This is a genomic window from Streptomyces sp. NPDC002032 (assembly GCF_042890765.1).
Lineage (GTDB): Bacteria > Actinomycetota > Actinomycetes > Streptomycetales > Streptomycetaceae > Streptomyces.
In genome coordinates, this window is sequence record NZ_JBIASM010000004.1 from 214,615 (window position 1) to 234,856 (window position 20,242).

General features: G+C 67.6%; 20 protein-coding genes and 2 pseudogenes. 10 read left to right on the forward strand and 12 right to left on the reverse strand.

The window, feature by feature from the left end; all coding sequences use genetic code 11:
- Positions 1-463: 463 nt before the first annotated feature.
- The 3 genes from ACFYYT_RS12590 to ACFYYT_RS12600 are packed head-to-tail and all read left to right on the forward strand — an operon-like array spanning position 464 to position 4,103.
- Positions 464-1,678, forward strand: coding sequence for an ABC-three component system protein (locus ACFYYT_RS12590; protein WP_351817466.1), 1,215 nt, complete (start codon positions 464-466; stop codon positions 1,676-1,678).
- Complete coding sequence (locus ACFYYT_RS12595; RefSeq protein ID WP_351817469.1) at positions 1,675-2,163, forward strand: three component ABC system middle component; 489 nt, start codon at positions 1,675-1,677, stop codon at positions 2,161-2,163. Before ACFYYT_RS12590 ends, ACFYYT_RS12595 begins: the two co-directional genes overlap by 4 nt.
- Entirely contained in the window at positions 2,160-4,103 is a 1,944-nt protein-coding gene (locus ACFYYT_RS12600; RefSeq protein WP_351817472.1) for a DUF3732 domain-containing protein, read from the forward strand. The genes ACFYYT_RS12595 and ACFYYT_RS12600 overlap by 4 nt, the downstream gene beginning before the upstream one ends.
- A gap of 134 nt (positions 4,104-4,237) precedes the next feature.
- Here the strand turns inward: ACFYYT_RS12600 and ACFYYT_RS12605 are convergent, their stop codons facing one another.
- A complete protein-coding gene (locus tag ACFYYT_RS12605) occupies positions 4,238-5,392 on the reverse strand; it encodes a tyrosine-type recombinase/integrase (protein ID WP_351817475.1) in 1,155 nt (384 codons plus the stop codon).
- 93 nt (positions 5,393-5,485) lie between these two features.
- Here ACFYYT_RS12605 and ACFYYT_RS12610 point away from each other — a divergent pair.
- A pseudogene (locus tag ACFYYT_RS12610) lies at positions 5,486-5,653 on the forward strand (pirin family protein); the annotation flags it as partial.
- A 236-nt stretch (positions 5,654-5,889) separates the two neighbouring features.
- On the opposite strand, the gene ACFYYT_RS12615 reads toward ACFYYT_RS12610, so the two are convergent.
- Positions 5,890-6,243 carry a hypothetical protein gene (locus tag ACFYYT_RS12615; RefSeq protein WP_351817478.1) on the reverse strand — a complete coding sequence of 118 codons (354 nt, stop codon included), beginning with the start codon at positions 6,241-6,243 and terminating at the stop codon, positions 5,890-5,892.
- Between the two features lie 1,282 nt (positions 6,244-7,525).
- On the opposite strand from ACFYYT_RS12615, the gene ACFYYT_RS12620 reads away from it, so the two are divergent.
- Positions 7,526-7,879 carry a hypothetical protein gene (locus tag ACFYYT_RS12620; protein ID WP_351817481.1) on the forward strand — a complete coding sequence of 118 codons (354 nt, stop codon included), beginning with the start codon at positions 7,526-7,528 and terminating at the stop codon, positions 7,877-7,879.
- Between the two features lie 463 nt (positions 7,880-8,342).
- Positions 8,343-9,035, forward strand: coding sequence for an alpha/beta hydrolase (locus ACFYYT_RS12625; protein ID WP_351817483.1), 693 nt, complete (start codon positions 8,343-8,345; stop codon positions 9,033-9,035).
- A 139-nt stretch (positions 9,036-9,174) separates the two neighbouring features.
- On the opposite strand, the gene ACFYYT_RS12630 is transcribed toward ACFYYT_RS12625, so the two are convergent.
- The 3 genes from ACFYYT_RS12630 to ACFYYT_RS12640 form a co-directional block, all read right to left on the reverse strand.
- Positions 9,175-9,843, reverse strand: a complete 669-nt coding sequence (locus tag ACFYYT_RS12630; RefSeq protein ID WP_388607731.1) for an alpha/beta hydrolase — start codon at positions 9,841-9,843, stop codon at positions 9,175-9,177.
- Positions 9,844-9,853: 10 nt separating this feature from the next.
- On the reverse strand, positions 9,854-10,750 hold the full coding sequence (locus ACFYYT_RS12635; RefSeq protein ID WP_351817489.1) for an MBL fold metallo-hydrolase: 897 nt from the start codon (positions 10,748-10,750) through the stop codon (positions 9,854-9,856).
- 116 nt (positions 10,751-10,866) lie between these two features.
- The gene (locus ACFYYT_RS12640) at positions 10,867-11,712 is read right to left on the reverse strand and encodes an alpha/beta hydrolase (protein WP_351817492.1); all 846 of its coding nucleotides are present in this window, start codon (positions 11,710-11,712) and stop codon (positions 10,867-10,869) included.
- Positions 11,713-11,852: 140 nt separating this feature from the next.
- On the opposite strand from ACFYYT_RS12640, the pseudogene ACFYYT_RS12645 reads away from it, so the two are divergent.
- Positions 11,853-12,371: pseudogene (locus ACFYYT_RS12645) on the forward strand (TetR/AcrR family transcriptional regulator); the annotation flags it as partial.
- A gap of 136 nt (positions 12,372-12,507) precedes the next feature.
- On the opposite strand, the gene ACFYYT_RS12650 reads toward ACFYYT_RS12645, so the two are convergent.
- From ACFYYT_RS12650 to ACFYYT_RS12670, 5 genes are all read right to left on the reverse strand, one after another.
- The gene (locus tag ACFYYT_RS12650) at positions 12,508-12,882 is read right to left on the reverse strand and encodes a nuclear transport factor 2 family protein (RefSeq protein WP_351817495.1); all 375 of its coding nucleotides are present in this window, start codon (positions 12,880-12,882) and stop codon (positions 12,508-12,510) included.
- 69 nt (positions 12,883-12,951) lie between these two features.
- A complete protein-coding gene (locus tag ACFYYT_RS12655) occupies positions 12,952-13,527 on the reverse strand; it encodes an NAD(P)H-dependent oxidoreductase (RefSeq protein WP_351817498.1) in 576 nt (191 codons plus the stop codon).
- Between the two features lie 120 nt (positions 13,528-13,647).
- Entirely contained in the window at positions 13,648-14,115 is a 468-nt protein-coding gene (locus tag ACFYYT_RS12660; RefSeq protein ID WP_351817501.1) for a nuclear transport factor 2 family protein, read from the reverse strand.
- Positions 14,116-14,249: 134 nt separating this feature from the next.
- Positions 14,250-14,873: a TetR family transcriptional regulator gene (locus tag ACFYYT_RS12665; RefSeq protein WP_351817504.1), complete on the reverse strand. Its 624-nt coding sequence runs from the start codon at positions 14,871-14,873 to the stop codon at positions 14,250-14,252.
- A gap of 88 nt (positions 14,874-14,961) precedes the next feature.
- A complete protein-coding gene (locus ACFYYT_RS12670; protein ID WP_351817507.1) occupies positions 14,962-16,071 on the reverse strand; it encodes a nuclear transport factor 2 family protein in 1,110 nt (369 codons plus the stop codon).
- 172 nt (positions 16,072-16,243) lie between these two features.
- Here ACFYYT_RS12670 and ACFYYT_RS12675 point away from each other — a divergent pair, with 172 nt between their 5' ends.
- The 3 genes from ACFYYT_RS12675 (at position 16,244) to ACFYYT_RS12685 (ending at position 18,955) form a co-directional block, all read left to right on the forward strand.
- The gene (locus ACFYYT_RS12675) at positions 16,244-17,206 is read left to right on the forward strand and encodes a helix-turn-helix domain-containing protein (RefSeq protein WP_351817510.1); all 963 of its coding nucleotides are present in this window, start codon (positions 16,244-16,246) and stop codon (positions 17,204-17,206) included.
- Between the two features lie 344 nt (positions 17,207-17,550).
- Positions 17,551-17,979, forward strand: coding sequence for a nitroreductase family deazaflavin-dependent oxidoreductase (locus ACFYYT_RS12680; protein WP_351817513.1), 429 nt, complete (start codon positions 17,551-17,553; stop codon positions 17,977-17,979).
- 52 nt (positions 17,980-18,031) lie between these two features.
- Complete coding sequence (locus ACFYYT_RS12685) at positions 18,032-18,955, forward strand: NADP-dependent oxidoreductase (RefSeq protein WP_351817516.1); 924 nt, start codon at positions 18,032-18,034, stop codon at positions 18,953-18,955.
- 645 nt (positions 18,956-19,600) lie between these two features.
- Here ACFYYT_RS12685 and ACFYYT_RS12690 read toward each other — a convergent pair.
- Together ACFYYT_RS12690 and ACFYYT_RS12695 are read right to left on the reverse strand one after the other, a co-directional pair.
- Positions 19,601-19,738: a hypothetical protein gene (locus ACFYYT_RS12690; protein WP_388607736.1), complete on the reverse strand. Its 138-nt coding sequence runs from the start codon at positions 19,736-19,738 to the stop codon at positions 19,601-19,603.
- Positions 19,739-19,780: 42 nt separating this feature from the next.
- Complete coding sequence (locus tag ACFYYT_RS12695; RefSeq protein WP_388607931.1) at positions 19,781-20,152, reverse strand: DEAD/DEAH box helicase; 372 nt, start codon at positions 20,150-20,152, stop codon at positions 19,781-19,783.
- Positions 20,153-20,242: the final 90 nt, after the last annotated feature.

Consider the following 20,242-nt stretch of genomic DNA (forward strand, 5'->3'; position numbering starts at 1 on the left):
CTCGGCGCAGGCCCTCAAGTGACGGCGGGATGCGGGCGGCGACCTCTGGCGGTCGGCTGCCGCCCTGGCCGGCATCTTCATCTGGTCAGCGAGATGATCCGCAGGAATCGGCATAGGGCACGCGCGGGTGCAGGAGCAGCGCGCGCGAAGTAGAAGTCAACCCGCCCATGCAACTGATCTTTATCGGGGCCACGCGGCCCACTTATCTGCTGGCTTTCGCGATCCTGCGGCAACATGCAGTGCTCTGTATCGATGCTCTCGCCGGCCAAGAGCGGTCTATGCGGGACGTGGCAGCCACGCAGTGACTACTCAGAGCGCCTCCCTTGAGATGGGCGGTACGTGTCCTGCGGCACAGCGAGGGGGCAGGGCAACTGGCTTCGGCCTTCCCGAATCCATCAAACGGGCGCACGTCGGTCGCTACGATCTTCAGGCGGCACGACGAGGCAGGCGGAGGCGGGATGCTATGAGCGGCAAGTCTGATCCTTTCGAGGCGTCTGCGGCGGCGCTCGGCTACCTGTACCAGTTGCGCATGGCTCTACTGGTGTGTGTGGAGCACCTGCAGACAGGGTTCGACTGGACGGTGGCCATCGAGGCCGGAGACGACATCGAGACCGTGCGCGATGCCTCCACAGACTGGTGGCAGCTCAAGCACCGTGCCCCTGGCACGCGGATGACGGATGCCAGTAGCGACTTGTGGAAGACGTTGCGGATTTGGGCCACGGCGGTTTCTGACCACCAGATCGATCTGGATCGGACGAACCTTTTCCTGCTGACAACAGGGCTTGCACCTGAGGGAACTGTAGGGGCCTACCTGGTGCCCAGCCGGCCAGGTGGGCCACGGGATGAAGCAAAGGCGCTGAAGCTGCTGACTGCAGCCCGCGCCAAGTCTTCCGCTAAGAGCCCGGCGGCCAAGGCTAACTTTGCGGCTTGGGACGCTCTTGACTCGGATCAGAGGTTGAACCTGCTCAAACGCATCCAGGTCCTCGATGAAGCCGACAACATCATGAAGGCTGGTGAGCAGCTGCACGGCCGGGCCGCCCTGGCTGTCGGCCATGCTCATGCACAAGCCTTCCTACAGCGGATCGAGGGCTGGTTCTTCCAGCGCTGTATCACTCACCTGGCGGGCACGGGCCCAGGCCCTGTCACCGGGGTCGAGTTTGATGACGTATTTGATCAGCGACGTAACCAGTTCCGGCCCGACAACCTCCCCATCGATGCCGACGTCGTCGAACTCGCCGGCGAGGTGACCGAGCACACTGAGAAGACTTTCGTGCGCCAGCTGACGCTCGCCGGTATCGGCAACCGGCGCATTCGGATGGCGGTCAGGGACTACGTCCGGGCATATGAACAGCGGTCTCGTTGGTCCAACGAGAACCTTCTCAGGCCCGGTGAACTAGGCACTTACGAGCGACGCCTGGTCGAAGAGTGGGAGAGGCGCTTCAACGTCATGGTCGACGACCTCGGCGAAGACGGGGCTGAAACGGAGATGCGCGCACAGGCGAAGAAGATCTATGCCTGGGTCGAGCAGGACGCCCGGACTAAAATCAGGGAGGGCTGCGACGAGGCGTTCGTGACGACGGGCTCGTATCAAATGCTGGCCGACGAACAACGCGTCGGCTGGCACCCTGACTTTGAGGCCCGGCTGCTGGCCCTTCTGGAGCCCGCGGTGAGCCGATGACCAACGCGGTCGAACTCAGTCGGGAGGAGCGAGCCCTCTTCAACCCGGCCTTCATGGCTCTTATCAGCTGTCGCGCCGTACAGGGACACCAGCGCGATGCGGGACCTTGCCCGCTGCCCATTGCGATCACCGCCGCGGTGATGGCTCTTCAGCCGGCGATCCGGTCAATGCTGCCAGGATCGATCAAGGCGAGCCTGCCCAAGTGGGCTGAGGACAACCAAACCGTCCGAGTGCTCATGGCAGCAAACGCACCAGGTCTTGCCGGCATGGTTCGGCGCGGCATCCTCCTCGCCTTGCAGACCGATTTGCTCAGCCTCGATGAGGGGACACGCTTGACGATGCGCCATCGCGCCATACCGGCAACGATTACCGGCACGTCAGATAGCTACGTCGCTATCCAGAAGTCGGCATACATGCTAGGCCGCTGGCTGCCCACTGGCGGAAGCACCGCCACGACCTTGACCCTGCTCGGAGTGCGCCCGTGACTTACCAGATCAAATCGCTGGCCCTGTACGGGCACCGTCCCGAGCAGATGCGAGTCCTGGCACTCAACCCGGGTCGGCTCAACATCATCACCGGTGACTCCCGCACAGGTAAGACCTCGATCTGGACCATCACCGACTACTGCATGGGGAGCAGCGACTACCCCGTTCGTGCTGGCAAGGTCCGCGACTACACCAGCATCTTCGCTCTGCAGCTGGTGCGTGGTGACCAGCAGCTGTTCATCGCTCGTCCTGCTCCCGAGAGCAGCACCAGTCCTGCTCCCCGGCTCTGCCTACAATTCCAGAGTGCGAGCGCGCCCCCTCTGCCTCGAGACGACATTGCTTTTACCTTCCCGCTGGATGCCGCTCGCCGCCTACTCAGTGAGTTCTGCGGCATCGACCGGACTGTCCGAATCCCCGCAGCACGCGGCACGACGATGTCGCCGTCTATTCGTCACGCTCTCTTTTTCTGTCTCCAGGCGCAGAATGAAATCGCCAACCCTGACCATCTCTTCCACTCCCAGGGGCATGAGTGGCGGCCACAGGCCATCCGAGACACGCTGCCCTATTTCCTCGGCGCAGTTGATCCCGAACAGGCTGTACGTCACGCGCGCCTCAAGCAGCTGCGCACAGAACTGAAAAGTGTCGAGCGACAGATCACGCAGGGGGCCCAGGCTGCCCCCGCGCCCGGGCAGGCCCGCGCTCTCATAGCTGAGGCGGAGGGCGCAGGCCTCCTGCCTGAAGCGGCTCATGAGACCGTCAATGTCGACGAGGCCCTGAGCGTTCTCGCCTCCGTTCTCACCCACGCCCCCGGCGAGCTTGAGTACCCCGACTCCACCGACCACGGTGCCCTGCTGGACCGCGAACGTCAGGATTTGCGCGCTCGCCATCAGCAGATCAGGGCTCGAATCACTGAGCTGCGCCAAACCCTGGCCGAAGAGAGCAACTATCTCGTCCAGGCCAGGGACCAGCGAGAACGGCTCGCCTCGTTGGGGCTTCTACGGACCGAAGTCGATGGCGGCGGCCAGCACTGTCCTGTATGCGACAGCGTGGTCTCTCCAGCGCAGCAGACCGTCCAGGCGATTCGTGAGGACCTGCAGCGCCTAGACTCCGACGTCGCCTTCGTCAGCGACGATGGGCCTCTAATCCAAGGCATGATCGCCGTTGAAGAGGAGCGACTTCAGCAACTGCGTACCGAAGTGGTCCGGAACCGTGAGCAGCGCCAAGCGCTCGACGCCGGCGTACGAGACGCAGCTCGCTACCGCAGCCAGGCCCTACGCGCGGCTTCCGTCCAAGGCCGGATCAGTCTTTTCCTCGAGAATGCAGCCCGCGCCGAGCACGCGCCGCCCGTTGCCGACACTCGTGAGGAGCTGAACCGCGAAATCGCAGACCTTGAGGAGGTGCTTGGCTCAGATACGCAAGCTGACCGGCTTGCCAGCTGTCTCTCCTTGATCAACCAGAAGATTGCAGCAAAGGCTCGCACGCTGGGCCTGGAACACTCCGAACACCCCGTACGGCTGGACCTCCGCCGACTCAGCATCGTCGCCGACACTCCACGAGGGCCGGTGCCACTGAGTGACATGGGCAGCGGCGAGAACTGGCTGGGCTACCACATTGCGGCTCTGCTGAGCTTGCACGAGTGGTTTGCTGAACAGGGACGTCCCCTGCCACGGATCCTGGTCCTAGACCAGCCCTCCCAGGTGTACTTTCCCTCCGACTACGACGGGCCACAAGTGGACCTTGTGGGCGAAGATCGAACTTCCCTTCTGCGGGTCTACCAAGCCATCAACGACACCGTGAACCTCCTAGGGGCAGACTTCCAGGTGATCGTCATGGAGCACGCGGATCTGGAGGACGATGTCTTCCGCACTGCGGTGGTGGAACGCTGGCGTGGTGGGCGCGATGCTCTCATCCCGCCAGCCTGGATCGACCAAACCGAGTGAGTCTTGACCCATTGATGTCTGCCCGGAGCGGAATGGCCGAGCGCTGCGGGCGAACGCCTTGGGTTCGTCTGCCTGCCTCAGGGGGAGCCCGGTACATCCCGTAGGCGCGGAAAGCCCCCATCCTGTAAGCGTGTTCAGGCGGCCAGGCCCACATCGAGGATCTTGGCCGCCTTGCCGATGGAGCCGGGCATGAGGTGGCGGTAGATCTTGAAGGTGATGTCGAGGCTCTTGTGGCCCATCCACTCGGCGACGTCCGTGATGGGTATGCCGTTGGTGAGGCAGTTCGAGGCGAAGAAGTGGCGGAGGCTGTAGATCACCATGCCGTCGGGGACGTCGACTTCGCCGGCGCGCTTGATGCGCTGCCACTGGTTCTGGAGGTAGTAGGCCAGGAACGGCCTCGTGGGGTCCATGGGGTGGCGGAGGAGGTAGCCGTCGACTGTGCCGTGTTTGTCGGCGTACCACTCGATGGTTTCGCGGATGCGGGCTGGGAGGGGGACGTCGCGGTAGTCGGTGGGCTTGCGGTGCTTGAGGCGGCCGTACGTCTTGGTGGTCTGGTTGACCTGTTCGGTGATGCGGTAGACGTCGCTCGCGACGAGGTTGTTGAGGTTGACGGCGAAGGCCTCGCCGTTGCGCATGCCGCAGCCGCTCATGAGGTCGGCGATGAGTAGGAACCGGTCGTCGCCGGCGGTGCGTATGTCGCGGAGCTGGGCGGGGGAGGGGATGACCGCGCGTTCCGGGTCGTACTGCGGGGGCTTGACGCCCAGGACGGGGTTTTCGGTGTAGATGCCGAGGTGGTAGGCGTCGAGGAGGACCGACTTGACCTTGTCGAAGGCGTTGGACTGGGTGGCGAGGCCAGCGCCGTTGCGCTCCATGGTGCGGATGAAGCCGTCGACGACCTTGTGGTCGAAGGTGCTCATCCGGCGACTGCCGAGGGTGGGGAGGATGTGGTGCTCGAGCAGGGACTCCAGGGTGCGGAGCGAGGACTCGGCGAGGTCGCGCTGGCCCGCCTTCCACTCCGCGGTGTACTCGCGGAACTGCATCGCGCCGTACTTCTGGATGCGCTCGGCCTTGCTCTGGCTCCGGGGAGCTGCCTTCTTCTCCTGGTAGACCGTCGTGAGGCGGTCGATGGCCTTCTCCTGGGTGGAGAAGCCGGCCTCCTCCGTCTGCTTCCCGGCCGCACTGCGGTAGCGGATCTTGTACTCGTGAGGACACTTCGACCAGCGGGACGGGGCGTGCTCGCAGTCCTTGTAGAAGGTGCCCATGCCGTGGGCGAGTGACTTGGTTGCCATGTGGTGCGGGACTCCTCGGGCGCCAATGCTGACTTTTTGCTGACGCCGGAGGGTCCATCACGTTCCTGACCTGCACGAAGACGGATATCGCGTGTTACGTTCTGGAACTGGATCGGACGGTCACACGATGACATCGCGCAGGCCCGCGAAGACTGGATGAGCGGCACCCGCTTCGGCGAGGTCAAGGGCTACGACGGCCCTCCGATTCCGGCCCCAGAGCTTCCCCCAACCCACCTGAAGGCACGAGGAAGGGTGCGTTGACCTGCTGGTTTGTGCGCGCGAGGGCTGGGTGTGGTAATCGCGCCCGGCCCTCCGGTTTTGGTTTCGCAGGGGAGGCTGTCGAATGCGGGGCGAGAGCCTTCGGAGCCGACGGTCGAGTCTCATGTGTCGCAGGCTGTAACCAGGTTTGGTCGGACGAATGCTGACCTTTTGAAGACATTGCTCGGCCGGTCCTCTTCGCCGGGCGGAGCAGGAAACGTCGTGTGAGAGCGGGAAGCCTACGGCTCCGATGTGACGGGGCGTTCCAGTGGAGTGCCCTCTTTGAGGAATCGGGTGACCGCGTCCATGCGGTCGGAGAATCCGACTGGTGTGTAGTCCGCCAAGAGGTCGAGGTGATCGGCTGGCCAGGCTTGGGGGTTGCCCTTCAGCAGCACGAGGCGCTGGTCGAAGGCGTAGTCCGCGCGCTCGATGCGCTGCACGAGCGACAGAGCATGGTCCAGGCCCTGCCCAGAGCCGCCGACGGCCTGCACCAGGACTGTTCGCTTGGGCAGGTTGATGCGCGCGGTGGGGCGTACCTTGGCGCCGCGGGGGAGCTCCACGGTGGGGCGCCGGTCGTAGGCGATGCGGGGCATCGTCGAGGTAAGCGTAGAGCTGACGCACGAGCTTGCTGTCCCGGTCACGGGCTGCGAGCCATCGCAGCCCGTCGGTGGTCAGCATCGCACTACTGATGTCCGATACGAGCGTCGCCGCCTGTTGCAGGGGCCGGCGGCCAACGATTCGTGCGTCCACTTCGCTGAGGCGGAATGCGCTGAGTGTCTCGGTCCAGGCGGTCGCTGCTCGGGTTGGGCCCCGGACGTCGACTCCGGCATCGGCCAAGCGAGAAACCATGGTGCCGCCTCGCTGGCCAAGGCGTCGTCTCCGGACACTCGGAGAAGGACGGTCAGGCCGTCTCCGTCAGCGAAGTACGAGCGTCCTGTGAGTGCGACGGATCCCGGGCGGCCTGCCGGTGCGATGTGCCAGCAGCGCAAGTCCTCGGTGAGGCGAAGGTCATGGGTATTCCTCGAATCCCTCTAGCGTCGGGGCCGGTATCGGCGGCGTGGGCGGAACCCTAACGTAGCCTGCGGAGATGTCCAGCGACGCACACCAACTTGGCCAAGCACCGCATGCCAGCCCTCGCCGCCACGCGTGTCGGGGCCGTCTACTCCGACACCCCGGACCGAGGCGTCGAAGTGGCGATTGCGCCGGATCCGGGTGCTGGCCGCAGCATCGCATTGACACAGGGCAGCGTCCTGGCCACCGTTCCTCGGGGAGAGCGGATCTTCCTGAACGTGTTCCCCACGGTTGCGCTGTAGCGCCCGCACACTGATGCCTGGATCGTTGCCGCAGCTGAGCTGGGAGCTCTGGAGAAGTGGGTACGCACCGTAGCCATTCCGACCCTGGTCACAGGGGCGGCTGATGTGTCGAACTTGCCTCCACAGCTGGACATCACCACTGGCCACAACGACGCCCGCCAGGCCCTGCTCGCGCGGGAAGCATCCCAGCAGCCGACCGTGCGACCGCCAGAATCAGCGCTGCTGCCGCTACCGGACAGCCCGGGGCGCGGTGTCCTCCACGCCTGGATCGCTTCCTTGGACGATGCCCAAGTACTTGAGCGCATGCACCGTCTCGCTGCCGGTCAACTGGTTGCCCTTGTCGGGATCCTGGCTGAGGCCCACCAGTTTGCGGTGGCCCAAGGCTCGTGTGAGTGAAGCACTGTTTTCAGTGCAGGGGAGTTGTCTCCCCGCCCTTCCCGTGAAACCCTTTCAGTGTTTGCAGCAAGTTCTTAACGTCACGGCACGGCTTCCATCCCGCCCGGTTCGAGTCGCTCCACGGTCGGGTTCCTCCCCTGAAGAGAAGGAAGAGTCCACGTCGTTCTTGCGCAAGACCAAGCAGCGCCTGGCAGCGGTGGGCGTCTTCGGCGCCCTGGCCGCATCGACGGGCGTCGTGGCGACCGCCACCCCGGCCGCCGCGTTCGCCGGCGTCTTCATCTACGCCAACCCCAACTACTCCATCCCGGTCTACCCCAGCGGTGCTCCCGTGCAGGTCGCCGAGCTCACGGGGTCGGGGAAGGACTCCACCTCCTCCATCGGCAACAGCACGAACCTCTCCATGTGCTTCTACGAGCACAAGAACTACGGCGGTCTCGAGTTCAGGATCGGCCCCGGCGAGTGGTGGGCCACGATCCCCTCCTGGATCGACAACAAGATCTCGTCCTACCGCCCCTGCTGACCGAGGGCCTTGAAGAGCGGGCGGGATGCTGGTCGGCTGCGGTGCAGAAGCGCCTCCACGCGTGCTCAGCGACCCAGCGCTTTGAACGGCTTTGCGCGGTGAGCCGATCGGGTGAACCAGGAACTACGCGCCTGCGGCAGCCCCGCCCGTACGACTCCCCACGGCGAGACTAGGGCCCGACGACGCAGCGGGGGATCGGGACTCTCGCTGCCGTCGGCCTGACCGACCAGCGGATCGCCGAGAACGGCCTCCACCCACCTCTACCTCTACCAGCTCCTCCCGAAAGTCGGAGTGAGCTCCCGCGTCGGACTGAGCGACGCGCTGATGCGCCCGGAGCAGCAGTAGCGCCCCGGTCGTCCGGGGCCCGGAACCACGTCAGATGACGGAAGCGGCGAGATCGGCCGCATTCGGATTTTCGCCGCACGGCCCGAGCGGACTGGGCCCGCAGAGAACTGGAGGAAAGATGACCGACGCCGCAGGCCGCGGGAATGTCGTGCTCGTCCACGGAGGGTTCGTGGACGGCTCCGGCTGGCAGGGCGTGTACGACGCCCTGACGGCCGACGGGTACGCCGTGTCCGTCGTGCAGAACCCCACGCTCTCCCTCGAAGGCGACGTGGCCGCCACCCAGCAGGTGATCGACCGTCTTCCGGGACCGGTGACCCTGGTCGGCCACTCCTACGGCGGCGTCGTGATCACCGAGGCCGGCAACCACCCGAAGGTGAACGCGCTCGTCTACATCGCCGCCTTCGCCCCCGACAAGGGCGAGTCGGTGAACACCTTGATCGCAGACCCGCCCCCCGGGGCTCCGGTCCCGCCCATCCTGCCGCCCGATCAGGGCTTCCTCTTCCTGGACCGCGAGAAGTTCGCCGGTTCCTTCGCCGCCGACCTGCCCGACGCCCAGGCCGCGTTCATGGCCGACTCGCAGGTTCCCTGGGGCGTCGACGCCCTCGGCGGCACCGTCTCCCAGCCCGCCTGGCGCACCAAGCGTTCCTGGTACCTGATCGCCACCGACGACCGGATGATCCCACCCCCGGCCCAGCACGCGATGTCCGAGCGTATTGGTGCGCAGACCGTCGAGGTGGCCGCCAGTCACTCGGTATACGTCTCACAGCCCGACGCCGTTGCCGACCTGATCCGGCAGGCAGCCCGCAGCTGACCCCGACGCCAGCCGGCCCAGCCTGCTGACGATCTCCGCACGGCGTGCCTGGGACCATTGCGGCATTGCGCCGGTCCCACGCACGGCTTTGCCGGTTCGGTCTTTTTCGGGCGGTGCCGAACCATGCGTGGCGGATCTGTCAGGACGTGCTCTGGTGAGGAATACGGACCTGTTCGGCGATCCAGGATTCCGCGAACCTCGTCCAGGTGGCGGTGTCCCCAGCGCCCTGGGCAAGACCGAGACTGTGCGGACCGTGGGCGAAGACGTGCACCGTGTGCGGTACCTCGTGGGCGGCCAGTGCCGAGGCCAGCCGGTAGGTGTGCTCCGGCGCGACGTAGATGTCCTCGGCGGTGTGCCAGAGGAAGAAGGGTGGAGAGGCCGGGGTCACCAGCGCGTCGAGGGTCGTCTGGCGGCGCAGGTGCGGTGAGGCGTCCTCCCCGAGCAGGATCAACCGTGCGGGTCGGTAGGTCTCGGTCTCCATCGATGTGATCGCGTAGCCGAGGACGGCGAACTGGACGGACTCGCGTGGGTCGTCGCCGGGTGCGAGTGCGGCCAGCCCCGCGAGATGCCCGCCGGCCGAGAAGCCGACCACGCCTATGCGCTCCGCCCCCTCTTCGCGCCTGCGGCGGATCTCGGCCCGCAGGGCCAGGAGGGGTTCGGGATGCCGTGCGTGGAGCGGGTAGCGGAAGACGCTTGCCGACAGGCCCAATGCGGAGAGCCACGCAACTATCGGCTCCGCCTCATGTGGGGCGTGCGAGGCATAGCCTCCGCCCGGCAGGACGATCAGATGTGTCTTCGCGGGGTGCACGTGGCTGCTCCTAGAACCAGGCGCCCACGGCGGCGGCGACGGGGTCGGCGCCCGGCTCGCCCAGGGCGTAGAGGGTCTTCGCGCCGACCCACAGGAGTGTCCTGCCGTAGGGGAGGTCGGGGTGGCGGTCGACCATCGTGTGGAAGAACTCGGTCGCGGAGGAGCACTCCTTCAGCGCTGCTTCGGCGTCGTCGAGGTACCGGCGGGTCTCGGCGATGACGCGGGTGGCGTCGTCGTCGAGGTCCTTGTTCTTGTGGCCGGCGACGATGTGCCGGGGCGCGAGAGCCTCCACGGTGCTGATGGCGCCCCGCCAGGCGTCCAGGCCGCCTCCGGCGGACTCACCGATGTACATGTGGGCGCCGTTGTAGAGCGCGTCGCCGGCGACCACGAGGCCGAGGTCGGGGACGTGCAGGACGCTGGTCTGCTCGGTGTCGGTGTGGCCGACCTCGACGAGGTGCAGTTCGTGCCCTTCGAGCGTGAGGGTGTTGTGGGGGACCGTGACGGCGGTGACCGGGGCGTCGGGGATCTGCCCCGGCCAGAGCTTGTCCCAGGCGAAGGGCCGGGCTTCCACGTTGCCGTGCATGACGGCGATGGTTCCGGCGGTGGCCACGACGGGCGCCTCGAACCGCTTGGCGAACTCGTTGTCGCCGAACCAGTGATCGCCGTGGCCGTGGGTGGCGACGATGGCGATGATGTTCTTCCCGCCGGCAGCCACCCATGCGGCGACCTCCTCGATCTGGTCCGCGGTGAACGGCGGGTCGACGAGCACGGCGTCCCGCTCGCCGTGGACGAGCGTGGTCGAGATCGGCTGGAAAGTGCGGCCTTCACCGTTGGGCAGGGGTTCGGCGACGCTGATGGGGAGCGGGTCGGAGACGTGCACGGTGTAGCCGAGAGATTGCGTGGCCATGGGGGCCGCCCTTCTGACGGATGGACGGTGCGGTTCGGGTGGAGGGGCTGTCGTCGTCGACGTAGACGGTCCGGAGGCTGTCGAGCGTGGCGAGATGGCTCGGCTCGCCGAGTCGGCTACTGCGGAGCGGTGAGGAACGCTTCGATGTCGGCGGCGAACTCGGCGTGGTGCTGGAACAGGAACCCGTGGGCCGAGTCGGGGTAGATCTTGAGCCGTGCCTGCGGGATGAGACCGGCGAGCAGGTGGGAGTAGCGCGGGAGGATCATGGGGTCGTTGTCGCCGTTGGCGACGAACACCGGTGCATGGATCGCGGTCACCCGCTCCAGGAGCGAGAGGTTGGGGATGCCCCAGGCGCAGATCGCGTCGTACTGCGCCTGGCGCGTCTGCCACGTCGTCGGCGCGTCCAGCTCGGCGCGGGTGAACATCCGTCCCATGGCCTTCTCGCCTGCCGACCGGCTCTCCGGCGATCGGGTGTAGAAGACGTCCAGAACCGATGAGGGGCCGATCTCCGGCGCGCCCACCGCGTCGATGACCCATTGCGCCCACCCGTGCATACCGGGTGCACCCTGCGGTGCCGACGAGGCGAGCACAGTGCGCCGTACGAGCGCAGGCCGGATCAGGGCGATCTCCTGGGCGACGAAGGAGCCCAGGGAGAAGCCGAGCAAGTCGACGTGGGGCAGGTTCAGCGCGTCGGTGAAGGCGATGGCGTCCAGCGCCATCTGAGCGATGGTGCCGGGTGTCCTGCCGGTGGTCCGGCCGACGCCCGTGTTGTCGAAGGCGATGACGCGCCGGCTCTGGGCCAGGGTGTCGACCAGGGCGGGATCCCAGTTGTCGAGATTGCCCCGGAAGTGCATGAGCAGGACGAGCGGCACACCGCCCTCGCCGACCTCGCGGAACGCGTACTCGATGCCGTTGGCGGCAGACACCGTCGTGATCGGCGCCTGCGCGTAGGAGCGTTTCATCGGAGCCTCCCGTCAGGCCTGCACTGCAGGCGTCGCGGTCGACGCTCGGACGGGCGTGGACCGGCAGCGGGCCACTGACCTCAGGAAGGTATAGCGATCGCCTTACCTCATGTCGACGCTACGCCTAGCTCTTCTACACGCGCGGAATCCATGCCACGGGCGTGGCGGCGCTGATCGAGGCCGCCCACGTCTCGCCCCGCACGTTCTACGTGCACTTCCTGACCAAGAACGCGCTGGTGGAGGAGTACCTCCGCCGGTTCGATTCGCAGACGCCGATCGCCGCTGAAGCAGAGCTGGACCGCGACGACCTGCCCCCGGCCCAGCGACTGTTGGCGATCTTCGCGCCCGTTGTAGGCGACCCGCCGGCGCTCTTCCGTGGGTGCCCCTTCCACAATGCCGTCATCGAGAGCGCCGGACAACTTGCCGCGGTCACCCACCTCGCGGAGCGGCACAAGCAGGCATTCCGTGATCGCCTCGTGGCCACCGCGGCGGAAGCCGGAGCGGCCGACCCGGAGGGCCTCGGCAGGCAACTGGCCGTGATCTTCGAAGGAGCCAATGCTCTGGCAGCCTCGTGCAACGACGCGCAGGTGTTCACGGATGCCCGGCGGGCCGCCAAGACGCTGCTGGACGTTGCCTTGGGTGCTGCGCCCGGAGGGTGACCGCAGCGTGCGCCTCGGCCGTCGGTCACGGATCCGGGCCGTGCGCGATCTCGGGCCGTTCGTCCTGCGGACGCTGGACCAGGAGGCAGGAGCGGGACATGCCGCGTGCTCGCAGCGGTTCCCGGCTGCGTTCCGCCTACGACGGCTGACGGGTCTCGGTGACGATCGTGTAGAGCTCGATGATGACGCCGTGCCTGGCTCGGGCGATGTCCATGCCGCTGACCATCGGTGGCTGACCGCCGGGCGGGCCGTACTGGAAACCGAGGTGGCCGATGTCGTCGAGGGCCGACGCGGGGCCTGCGGGTCGGAAGACCCAGTCCGGGTTCTCGGCCAGAAACTCTGTCGCGCGGCGTACGAAGTCCGTACGCCCATGGTTGATGCGGTCCGGTTCGTGCCACACCACGTCTTCGGCGTAGTTCTCGGCGATGACTGCGGCCCGGCGGTCCGGGTCGGGCTCGTTGAACACCTCGAGCAGGTTGACTCGCATCAGATCGGCGGGGGATCTGGGCATGGTGTCTCCGTCCGTGTGGGCTGGTCGGTCGCTGGGGTGGAGGCCCATCGGCCGACGCGGCCGAGTGGGTCAGGTCGCCGTGACCGGGGCTGTGCGTAGCGGGGCGAGGGCCGTGGTCCAGGCGATGACCTGGTCGAGCATGGTGTCCAGAGCGTGGAGGCTGTGGTCGCCGGGCTTGAAGACGCTGAAGTTCTCGAACTCGGTGATGAGGGAGAGCGTGACCTGCTGGCGTACGTCGGCCATCTGGAGTTCGGCGGCGACCAGGCGCAGGTGCTCGGCGGACCGTACACCGCCCGCAGCGCCGTAGGAGACCAGGCCGAGGGCCTTGTTGTTCCACTCGGCGTACAGGTAGTCGAGGGCGTTCTTCAGTACGCCGGGGATGCCGTGGTTGTACTCGGGGGTGACGATGACGAATCCGTCGTACACGGCGATCGTGTCGGCCCAGCGGCGGGTGTGGTCGTTCTGGTACTGGCCGAGGGACGGCGGCATCGGCTCGTCGAGGTGGGGAAGGGGGTGGTCGCGAAGGTCGAGCAGCTCGAAGCCGGCGTCGGTCCGGCGCGAGGCGTGGTCGAGAACCCAGCGGGCCACCTGGTCTCCGACGCGGTGGGGTCGGGTGCTGCCAAGGATGATGCCGATGGTGGGCATGGTTGGCCTGCCTCTTCGTGGTGCCTGGCGTCTGCGGGCCAAGCCCTGCCCGGAAGGTGCGTGATCGGGCGGGCGCGCTGCCCAGCAGCACGTTGTGGGGTCATAGGGAGGGGATTCGAGTCACCTTGGCGCGGCGGCCGACGCCGTGACGGCTGAGGCGAAGTCGGGCTGCACGCCGAGCTGGGCGAGCATGACGCTGAGGCCGACGTAGCAGTTGAACTCCTTGATCCTGCCGTTCTCGACGTACCAGAAGTCGGCGGTGGGTATGTCGAGCGTGGCGCCGGTCGGCGGGATGGTGCCGGCGGGTGTCTCGAAGGGCCCGGTGAAGGTGCCCCGGATCGACAGCTCGACGGCGACGACGTCGCCCATGACGTGGAATCGGTGCAGTTCGCGGTGGATGTCGGGGGCGAGCGCGCCCATGAAGGCGACCGGGTCGCCGAGGTGCTCACCGCGGTAGGTCTCGCCGGCGACGACGTTGTTGAAGACGCCGTCCTCGGCGAACAGGTCCATGAAGCCCTGCACGTCCAGGACGCGGCCCTCAGCGGCTCGGTAGGCCGCCCGGACCACTGTCTCCGCGTCGGTGCTCATGATGCCTCCCGTGGGGAGAGAATCCATTCAAACCCTTGATTGAAATTGTGGGCCGTATGCGGCCGGACTGTCAAGCAAGTGATTGAATTCATCCCGGCGCGGGCCGCAACGGCCCATTCGCCCAGGTCAGGCGCCTACTGGGCTCCCTGAAAGGCCCCGGCCACCACCGGGATCAGCATCGCCTCCACCCGCTCGGCGGGCTCGGCGGCCAACTCGGCCCCGATGGGTGCCAGTGCGAGCCAGTTCAGCATCCCGGCCGCACAGCGGACACGGAAGTCGAGCTCCTGCTCGCTGGTCTCGGGGAGGTTCGCCGCCAGGACGCGCACCGCCTTCCGCCGGGCCTGCTCGAACTTCCCGGCCAGCCTCTCCCACCCCTGGGGCGGATCGATGCCCACCCGCGCCACGGTCCGTATCACGGCCAGATCCCGTCCCCCGGCCGCCATTGCGCTCATCATCGGCCGCGCGAACGCCCCGGCCAGCTCACTCAGTGACCCGCTCCCCGCCAGAGTGTCGAGCTCCCGGATCTGCGCGTCCAGGTATCGCTCCAGCGCGTGCTCGATCGCCACGTCACACAACGCCTTCAGCGAGCCGAAGTGGTAACTCACCGCAGCGACGTTGGCTCCCGCGTTCTGGGTGATCTCGCGAAGGGTCACCCCTTCCTGTCCCCGCTGTGCCAGCAGCTCAAGGGCAGCCGCCAGCAGATCGTCCCGGGTTCGCTGACCGGCCTCGCGGCGAAGGTCCGTCTTCTCTGGCCTCACGATAGAACTCAAGCGACTGATTGACTTCAATGTCAAGCATTCACCTGACCGGACTTCCGGCTCTCGACGTCTTCGAGGAGACGCTCGCTTACGCCAACCCCTCAACGTCTACCGTGCGCGGTGCTGACGCAGCATCACCGCCGGGGCGGCGGTGCCCGAAGAAGGGGGCGTCCACCACGTGGGCCCAGCCGCCGTCCGGCTGGCGTCGGAGGATCTCCGTGGTGGTGGAGACGACAGGCTCAGAGCCGACGCCGGTGAGGGTGGCGGTGTTCGACACCAGGGCGATGTCGTCCACCTGCCGGATGTCGCGCAGTTCGAGCTCAAGACGGGCGCCCGTGTCGATCAGCTCTTGCAGGCCCTTCCGGATGGGCGCGGTGCCTACCAGATGGGTTCCGGGGGTGGGGGCGAAGTGGGCGTTCGGCTCGTACAGAGACAGCATGCCCTCGATGTCACCCGCCTCCAGGTACTTCATGAACATGGCCCCCACCTGCTCGGGCGTCTCGGCGCGGCGCCGGGCCGAGACGCCGACGGGCTTGTCGCCCCAGCCGGCCGCAGCGAGCAGTTCGTACCAGTCGGGGAAGGCGCCAAAGGGCAGATGGTGTCGGAGCAGGCTGCCCGGGAACGACAGTGGGGACGCCTTGTGGGGCTTGGCCAGGGCCTGGACGACGATCGCGTCGCTGAGCGCGTAGCCCAGGTCCATACGGGGGAGCAGGGCGTGCACCTCGTCGGCGAGGCCCGGCGGCAGGTCCTCACGCCGGACTCCGAGGATGTCGGTGCCGATGCCGGCCTGCGCCAGCGCCACCACTGTGCCCTTACGCGCGGCGATACCCTCCGAGGTGTGCAGGGCGATGGCGTCCCAGGCGATGGCGATGCGCCGTTCCTCGACGCCGTGTTCGCGGAGGAAGGCCGCTGCGGTGTCGGCGCCGTCCACTTCGAAACGCTGGTCGCCGTTGCCCTCCTCGCTCACCCCGATGTCGTGCAGGACGCAGCTGAGGAACAGCAGCTCGTCGTCGTAGTCGGTACTGGCGTGCAAGCCCTGGTTCTGGGCGTGGGCTCGGGCGAAGACGTAGCTGCGCACGCTGTGATGGAGGACGAAGTCAGGCGTGGCCCCGGCCGCGTACGCGTAGGCGTCCCGGGCGACGCCCGTATCGGGGAGGCGGAGCTGCTCGAAGACGGGCAGGGGTGCGTCAGCGGACATGGTGTGCTCCTTCGTTCGGACCGCGCGACTGAAGCGGAGGACGTGCTTTGTCCGTCATGAGGCGAACGTAGGTGTGATCCGGGCGAAGGAAGCAGTGGCATGCATGCCATCCAGCGATAGAATCGTGCCACCAGCGTCGCCGTCGCCGTCGCCGTCGGTGTGGGAGGTGGGAATGTCAGGCGGAAAGCACCAGGTGGTCGTGGTGGCTCTCGAGAACGTCCTCGCACTCGACATCGGGATCCCCGTGCAGGTCTTCGGGAGCTGGCCGGACGGGCCCTACACACTGACCGTGTGTGCGGAACGCCCCGGGCTCGTCGCGATGCACGGAGGCGGCCCCGTGTTGTCGGTCGCCGAGGGCTTGGACGCCCTGGCCACCGCGGACACCGTGATAGTCCCGGGGTACTTGGAACCCGACGCACCATCGGTTGCGGTGAGCGCAGCCCTCGCGGAGGCGGCAGCTCGGGGCAGCCGCATGGTGTCCATCTGCTCGGGTGCGTTCGCCCTCGCCGCCGCGGGCCTGCTCGACGGCCGACGGGCCACCACGCACTGGCAGTACGCAGGAGCACTGGCGAAGCAGTACCCACGGGTGACGGTGCAGCCGGAGGCTCTGTACATCGACGAAGGCCAGGTGCTGACCTCCGGCGGCGTCACCGCCGGCCTCGACCTGTGCCTGCACCTCGTCCGCCGCGATCACGGCAACCGACTGGCGAACCAGCGAGCACGTCTGCTGGTCGCCGCGCCCCACCGCACGGGCGGTCAGGCCCAGTTCATGGACCTGCCGGTGCCCTCCGATCCGGATGACAGACCGGCGCCGGTGTACGAGTGGGCCCTGCGCAACCTGCACCAGCCGCTCACCGTCGACCAGTTGGCGCGCCAGGCCGGGATGTCCCGCCGCACGCTCATCCGCCGCTTCCATGCCGACACCGGTCGCCCGCCCATGCGTTGGCTGCTCGACGCAAGGCTCGGCCTCGGACGGGAACTCCTGGAAACGAGCGACCTGACCGTGGAGGCCGTCGCGCGACGCTGCGGCCTGGGCACGCCGGCCAACTTCCGGACCCTGTTCAAAGCCCACGTCGGAGTACCGCCCCGCGTGTACCGCGAGACGTTCAACCCGGCTCCGCCGGGAGAGGCGTGATGCCGGCCGAGCGGGGGTCCGGAACGATCGGCGCTCATTCTCATCGAGCGCCCCGGGGAGCCGGTCTTCGACTTCCCGCACTTGCCGCTGCATGTCCTGGAGGGCGCTTACACCCAGGCAGTTGCGACGAGTTGCGACGAGTTGCGCCGGCGCGGATCGCCAGGCGCGAGCCGGCGCTCGGAAGAGGAATGAGAGGCGCCCATTCGTTGTTGCACAGATCGTCTGTACGGCATGCGATCCATGACGAGCACGCCAGGCCATGGGCCGCCAAGATCGCCGCGTTCGACGGGTGCGTCATCATGACACCCGAGTACAGCACCCGGACCTCGAACGAGGAGTTCGACATGAGCGAAGCACTCGACCGGAACGCAAAAGTCATCGCGGAGTTCAGAGATAACGAGGGCCGGGTCGGCGGGGTCTTCGAGGGCGCCCCGCTGGTCCTCGTCCATCACCGCGGCCGCAAGAGCGGGCAGGAGCACGTCAGCCCGATGATGTACCTCCCGCACGACACCGAGCCGGACACCGTCTATGTCTTCGCGTCCAAGGGCGGAGCACCCACCGACCCGGACTGGTACCGCAACCTGACCGCCGCCGGTGAGGGCACCATCGAACGCGGTACCGCGACGTACCAGGTGACCGTCCGCGAACTGACCGGCGCCGAACGCGACCGCATCTACGCCGAGCAGGCACGGCGTTACCCCGGCTTCGCCGAGTACGAACGCAAGACCGCCGGAATCCGCACCATTCCCGTACTCGAACTCCGGCCGGTGTAGTCCGCACCCCTTTCGGCTTCAGCGAGTCGAACGAGCGGGATGGAGAGAGATCATGCCCAAGGCGGTCAGGTACGACGAGTTCGGCGGGATCGACGTGCTGCGGGTCGACGAGGTGGAACGCCCGGAGCCCGGGGACGGACAGGTCCTCGTACGGGTGAAGGCGGCCGGCATCAACATCAGTGAGGCGGTCATCCGCACCGGGGCGCTCGCGGACCTGTTCCCGTCGACGTTCCCGTCCGGACAGGGCAGCGACCTCGCAGGAGTCATCGAGGAGGTCGGCGCCGGGGTTGCCGGATTCTCGCCCGGTGACGAGGTGATCGGATTCAACGAGAAGCGGGCCTCCCAGGCCGAGCTGGCCTTGGTCGAGGCCGGTGACCTCACGCGCAAGCCGGAGCAGGTCTCATGGGAGGTGGCCGGCAGCCTGTACGTCATCGGCGTCACCGCATGGGGGGCGGTCCAGTCCGTTCAGCCGAAGGAGGGCGAGACCGTCGTCATCTCCGGAGCCGCCGGGGGAGTCGGCTCGCTCGCCGTCCAGCTCGCGCGCCGTACCGGGGCCACGGTCATCGGCCTGGCGAGCGAGAGCAACCACGAGTGGCTCAAGAGCCACGACGTGACCCCGATCGCGTACGGCGAGGGCGTCGCGGACCGCGTCAGGGCCTCCGCGCCCAGCGGCGTGGACGCCTTCATTGACACCTTCGGCGACGGGTACGTCGAGCTGGCCCTCGCCCTCGGCGTCGCGACCGACCGGATCGACACCATCGCGGACTTCGCGGCCGCCGAGAAGCACGGGGTGAAGACGGACGGCGGGCTCGCGGCCGGCCCCGGAGCCAAGGTCCTCACCGAACTTGCCGGCCTGATCGCAGCCGGACACCTGGAGGTGCCGGTCGCGCACGTCTACCCCCTGGCGCAAGTGCGCGAGGCCTACACCGAGCTGGAGCGTCGCCACACCCACGGCAAGATCGTCCTCAGGCCCTAGCGACCATACGGCGGGCGGGGCGGCCGCGCAGCCCCGGTTGTCACCGGGGCCACGCGGGTGGAGGCAGTTCGGGCCGCCCTCCACGTCACTGGCGATGCCCTCCCGACTGGTCAGGGCAGCCATCCCGCCGTCACCGTAGCCGTGCGCGGATGGGCGTCGGGGCGAAGTCTCCGTACGAGTGATGGAGCTCGAAAGGCTGACCTGCTCTGGGAGGCTGCTCCGCGGACGCCAGAGGCTCGGTGCGGCAGGCTCATCGCAGGCATGTGATGGATATTTTCGGCCATCAGGGGCATTTGGCGGTTCCAGCGACATGAGGGACAGTCCCGTCATGGATCTTCTGCCTCCGCAGCCGCCACGCCCGCCCGGCTGGGGCGATCCGATCGCCATGGTGCTGGCGATCGCCAGGAGACCGTCACGGCGCAGGGCGCCCTCGATGGCATGCAGGACGTCCTCGGGCAGGGCGCCACGGTGGTAGGCGACGCCGTGCCGGGTGCAGCGCACCAGCGGGTGCTCCGCGCTGAGGGTGTCGGCGACATAGTCGGTCAGGGCCATGGCCTCGGGTCGGCGATCCCGCCCGGAAGGCGAGTCCGGGCAGTCCACGCCCTGCGGCGCCGGCGAAGCGCCGCGTTCCCACCTCGCCGGTGGTCAGCCGGGCGATGGTTGAGGAGGCGGTCGGCCGGACGGCGTCTCGACCGGTACGGTGGCGAGCACCGGCGAGGCATGCGTCGCCGTCGGCAGCCGCTCCGCCAGCTCGGCCTGCTCCGCCATCAGGTTCGGGTACATGAGGCCGTGCATTCGGCGCGGGCCTCGCGAGGTGTCGGTGAATTAGACCTCCCGCTCGGGGCGCTGCGGGTCGAGCCACGAGGCGATGTCGCCCTTGTTGCCGACGGCCGCGGATAGCAGCACCAGCCGGACGTCGCTGCGGGCCTGCAGCAGCGCGAGCAGGCTCTCCAGTACGAAGCCGCGCCTGCCCTGGCCCAGGTGGTGGGCCTCGTCGACGACGACTAGCCCGACGTCGGCCAGCGCCTCGCCGGGGTTGTTGCGGATCATGTGCATGAGCCGCTCGGGGGTGACGATCTCCACGTCCGCACCGTCCGACTCGGCTGACGAGGCCTGGCCCGCATCTTGCCCGGATCGTGGTCGTGGGGGAGCCCAGGCCCCGACCTGGGGCCCGACGCCCTCGCGTTGGGGCTCCAGCGCCCGCTGGCGGACACGTCACCGACCAGGTCGTAGACCCGGGCGGCGCGGCCCACATCGGCCGAGGCGCTGATCGCGGTTCTTGGAAAC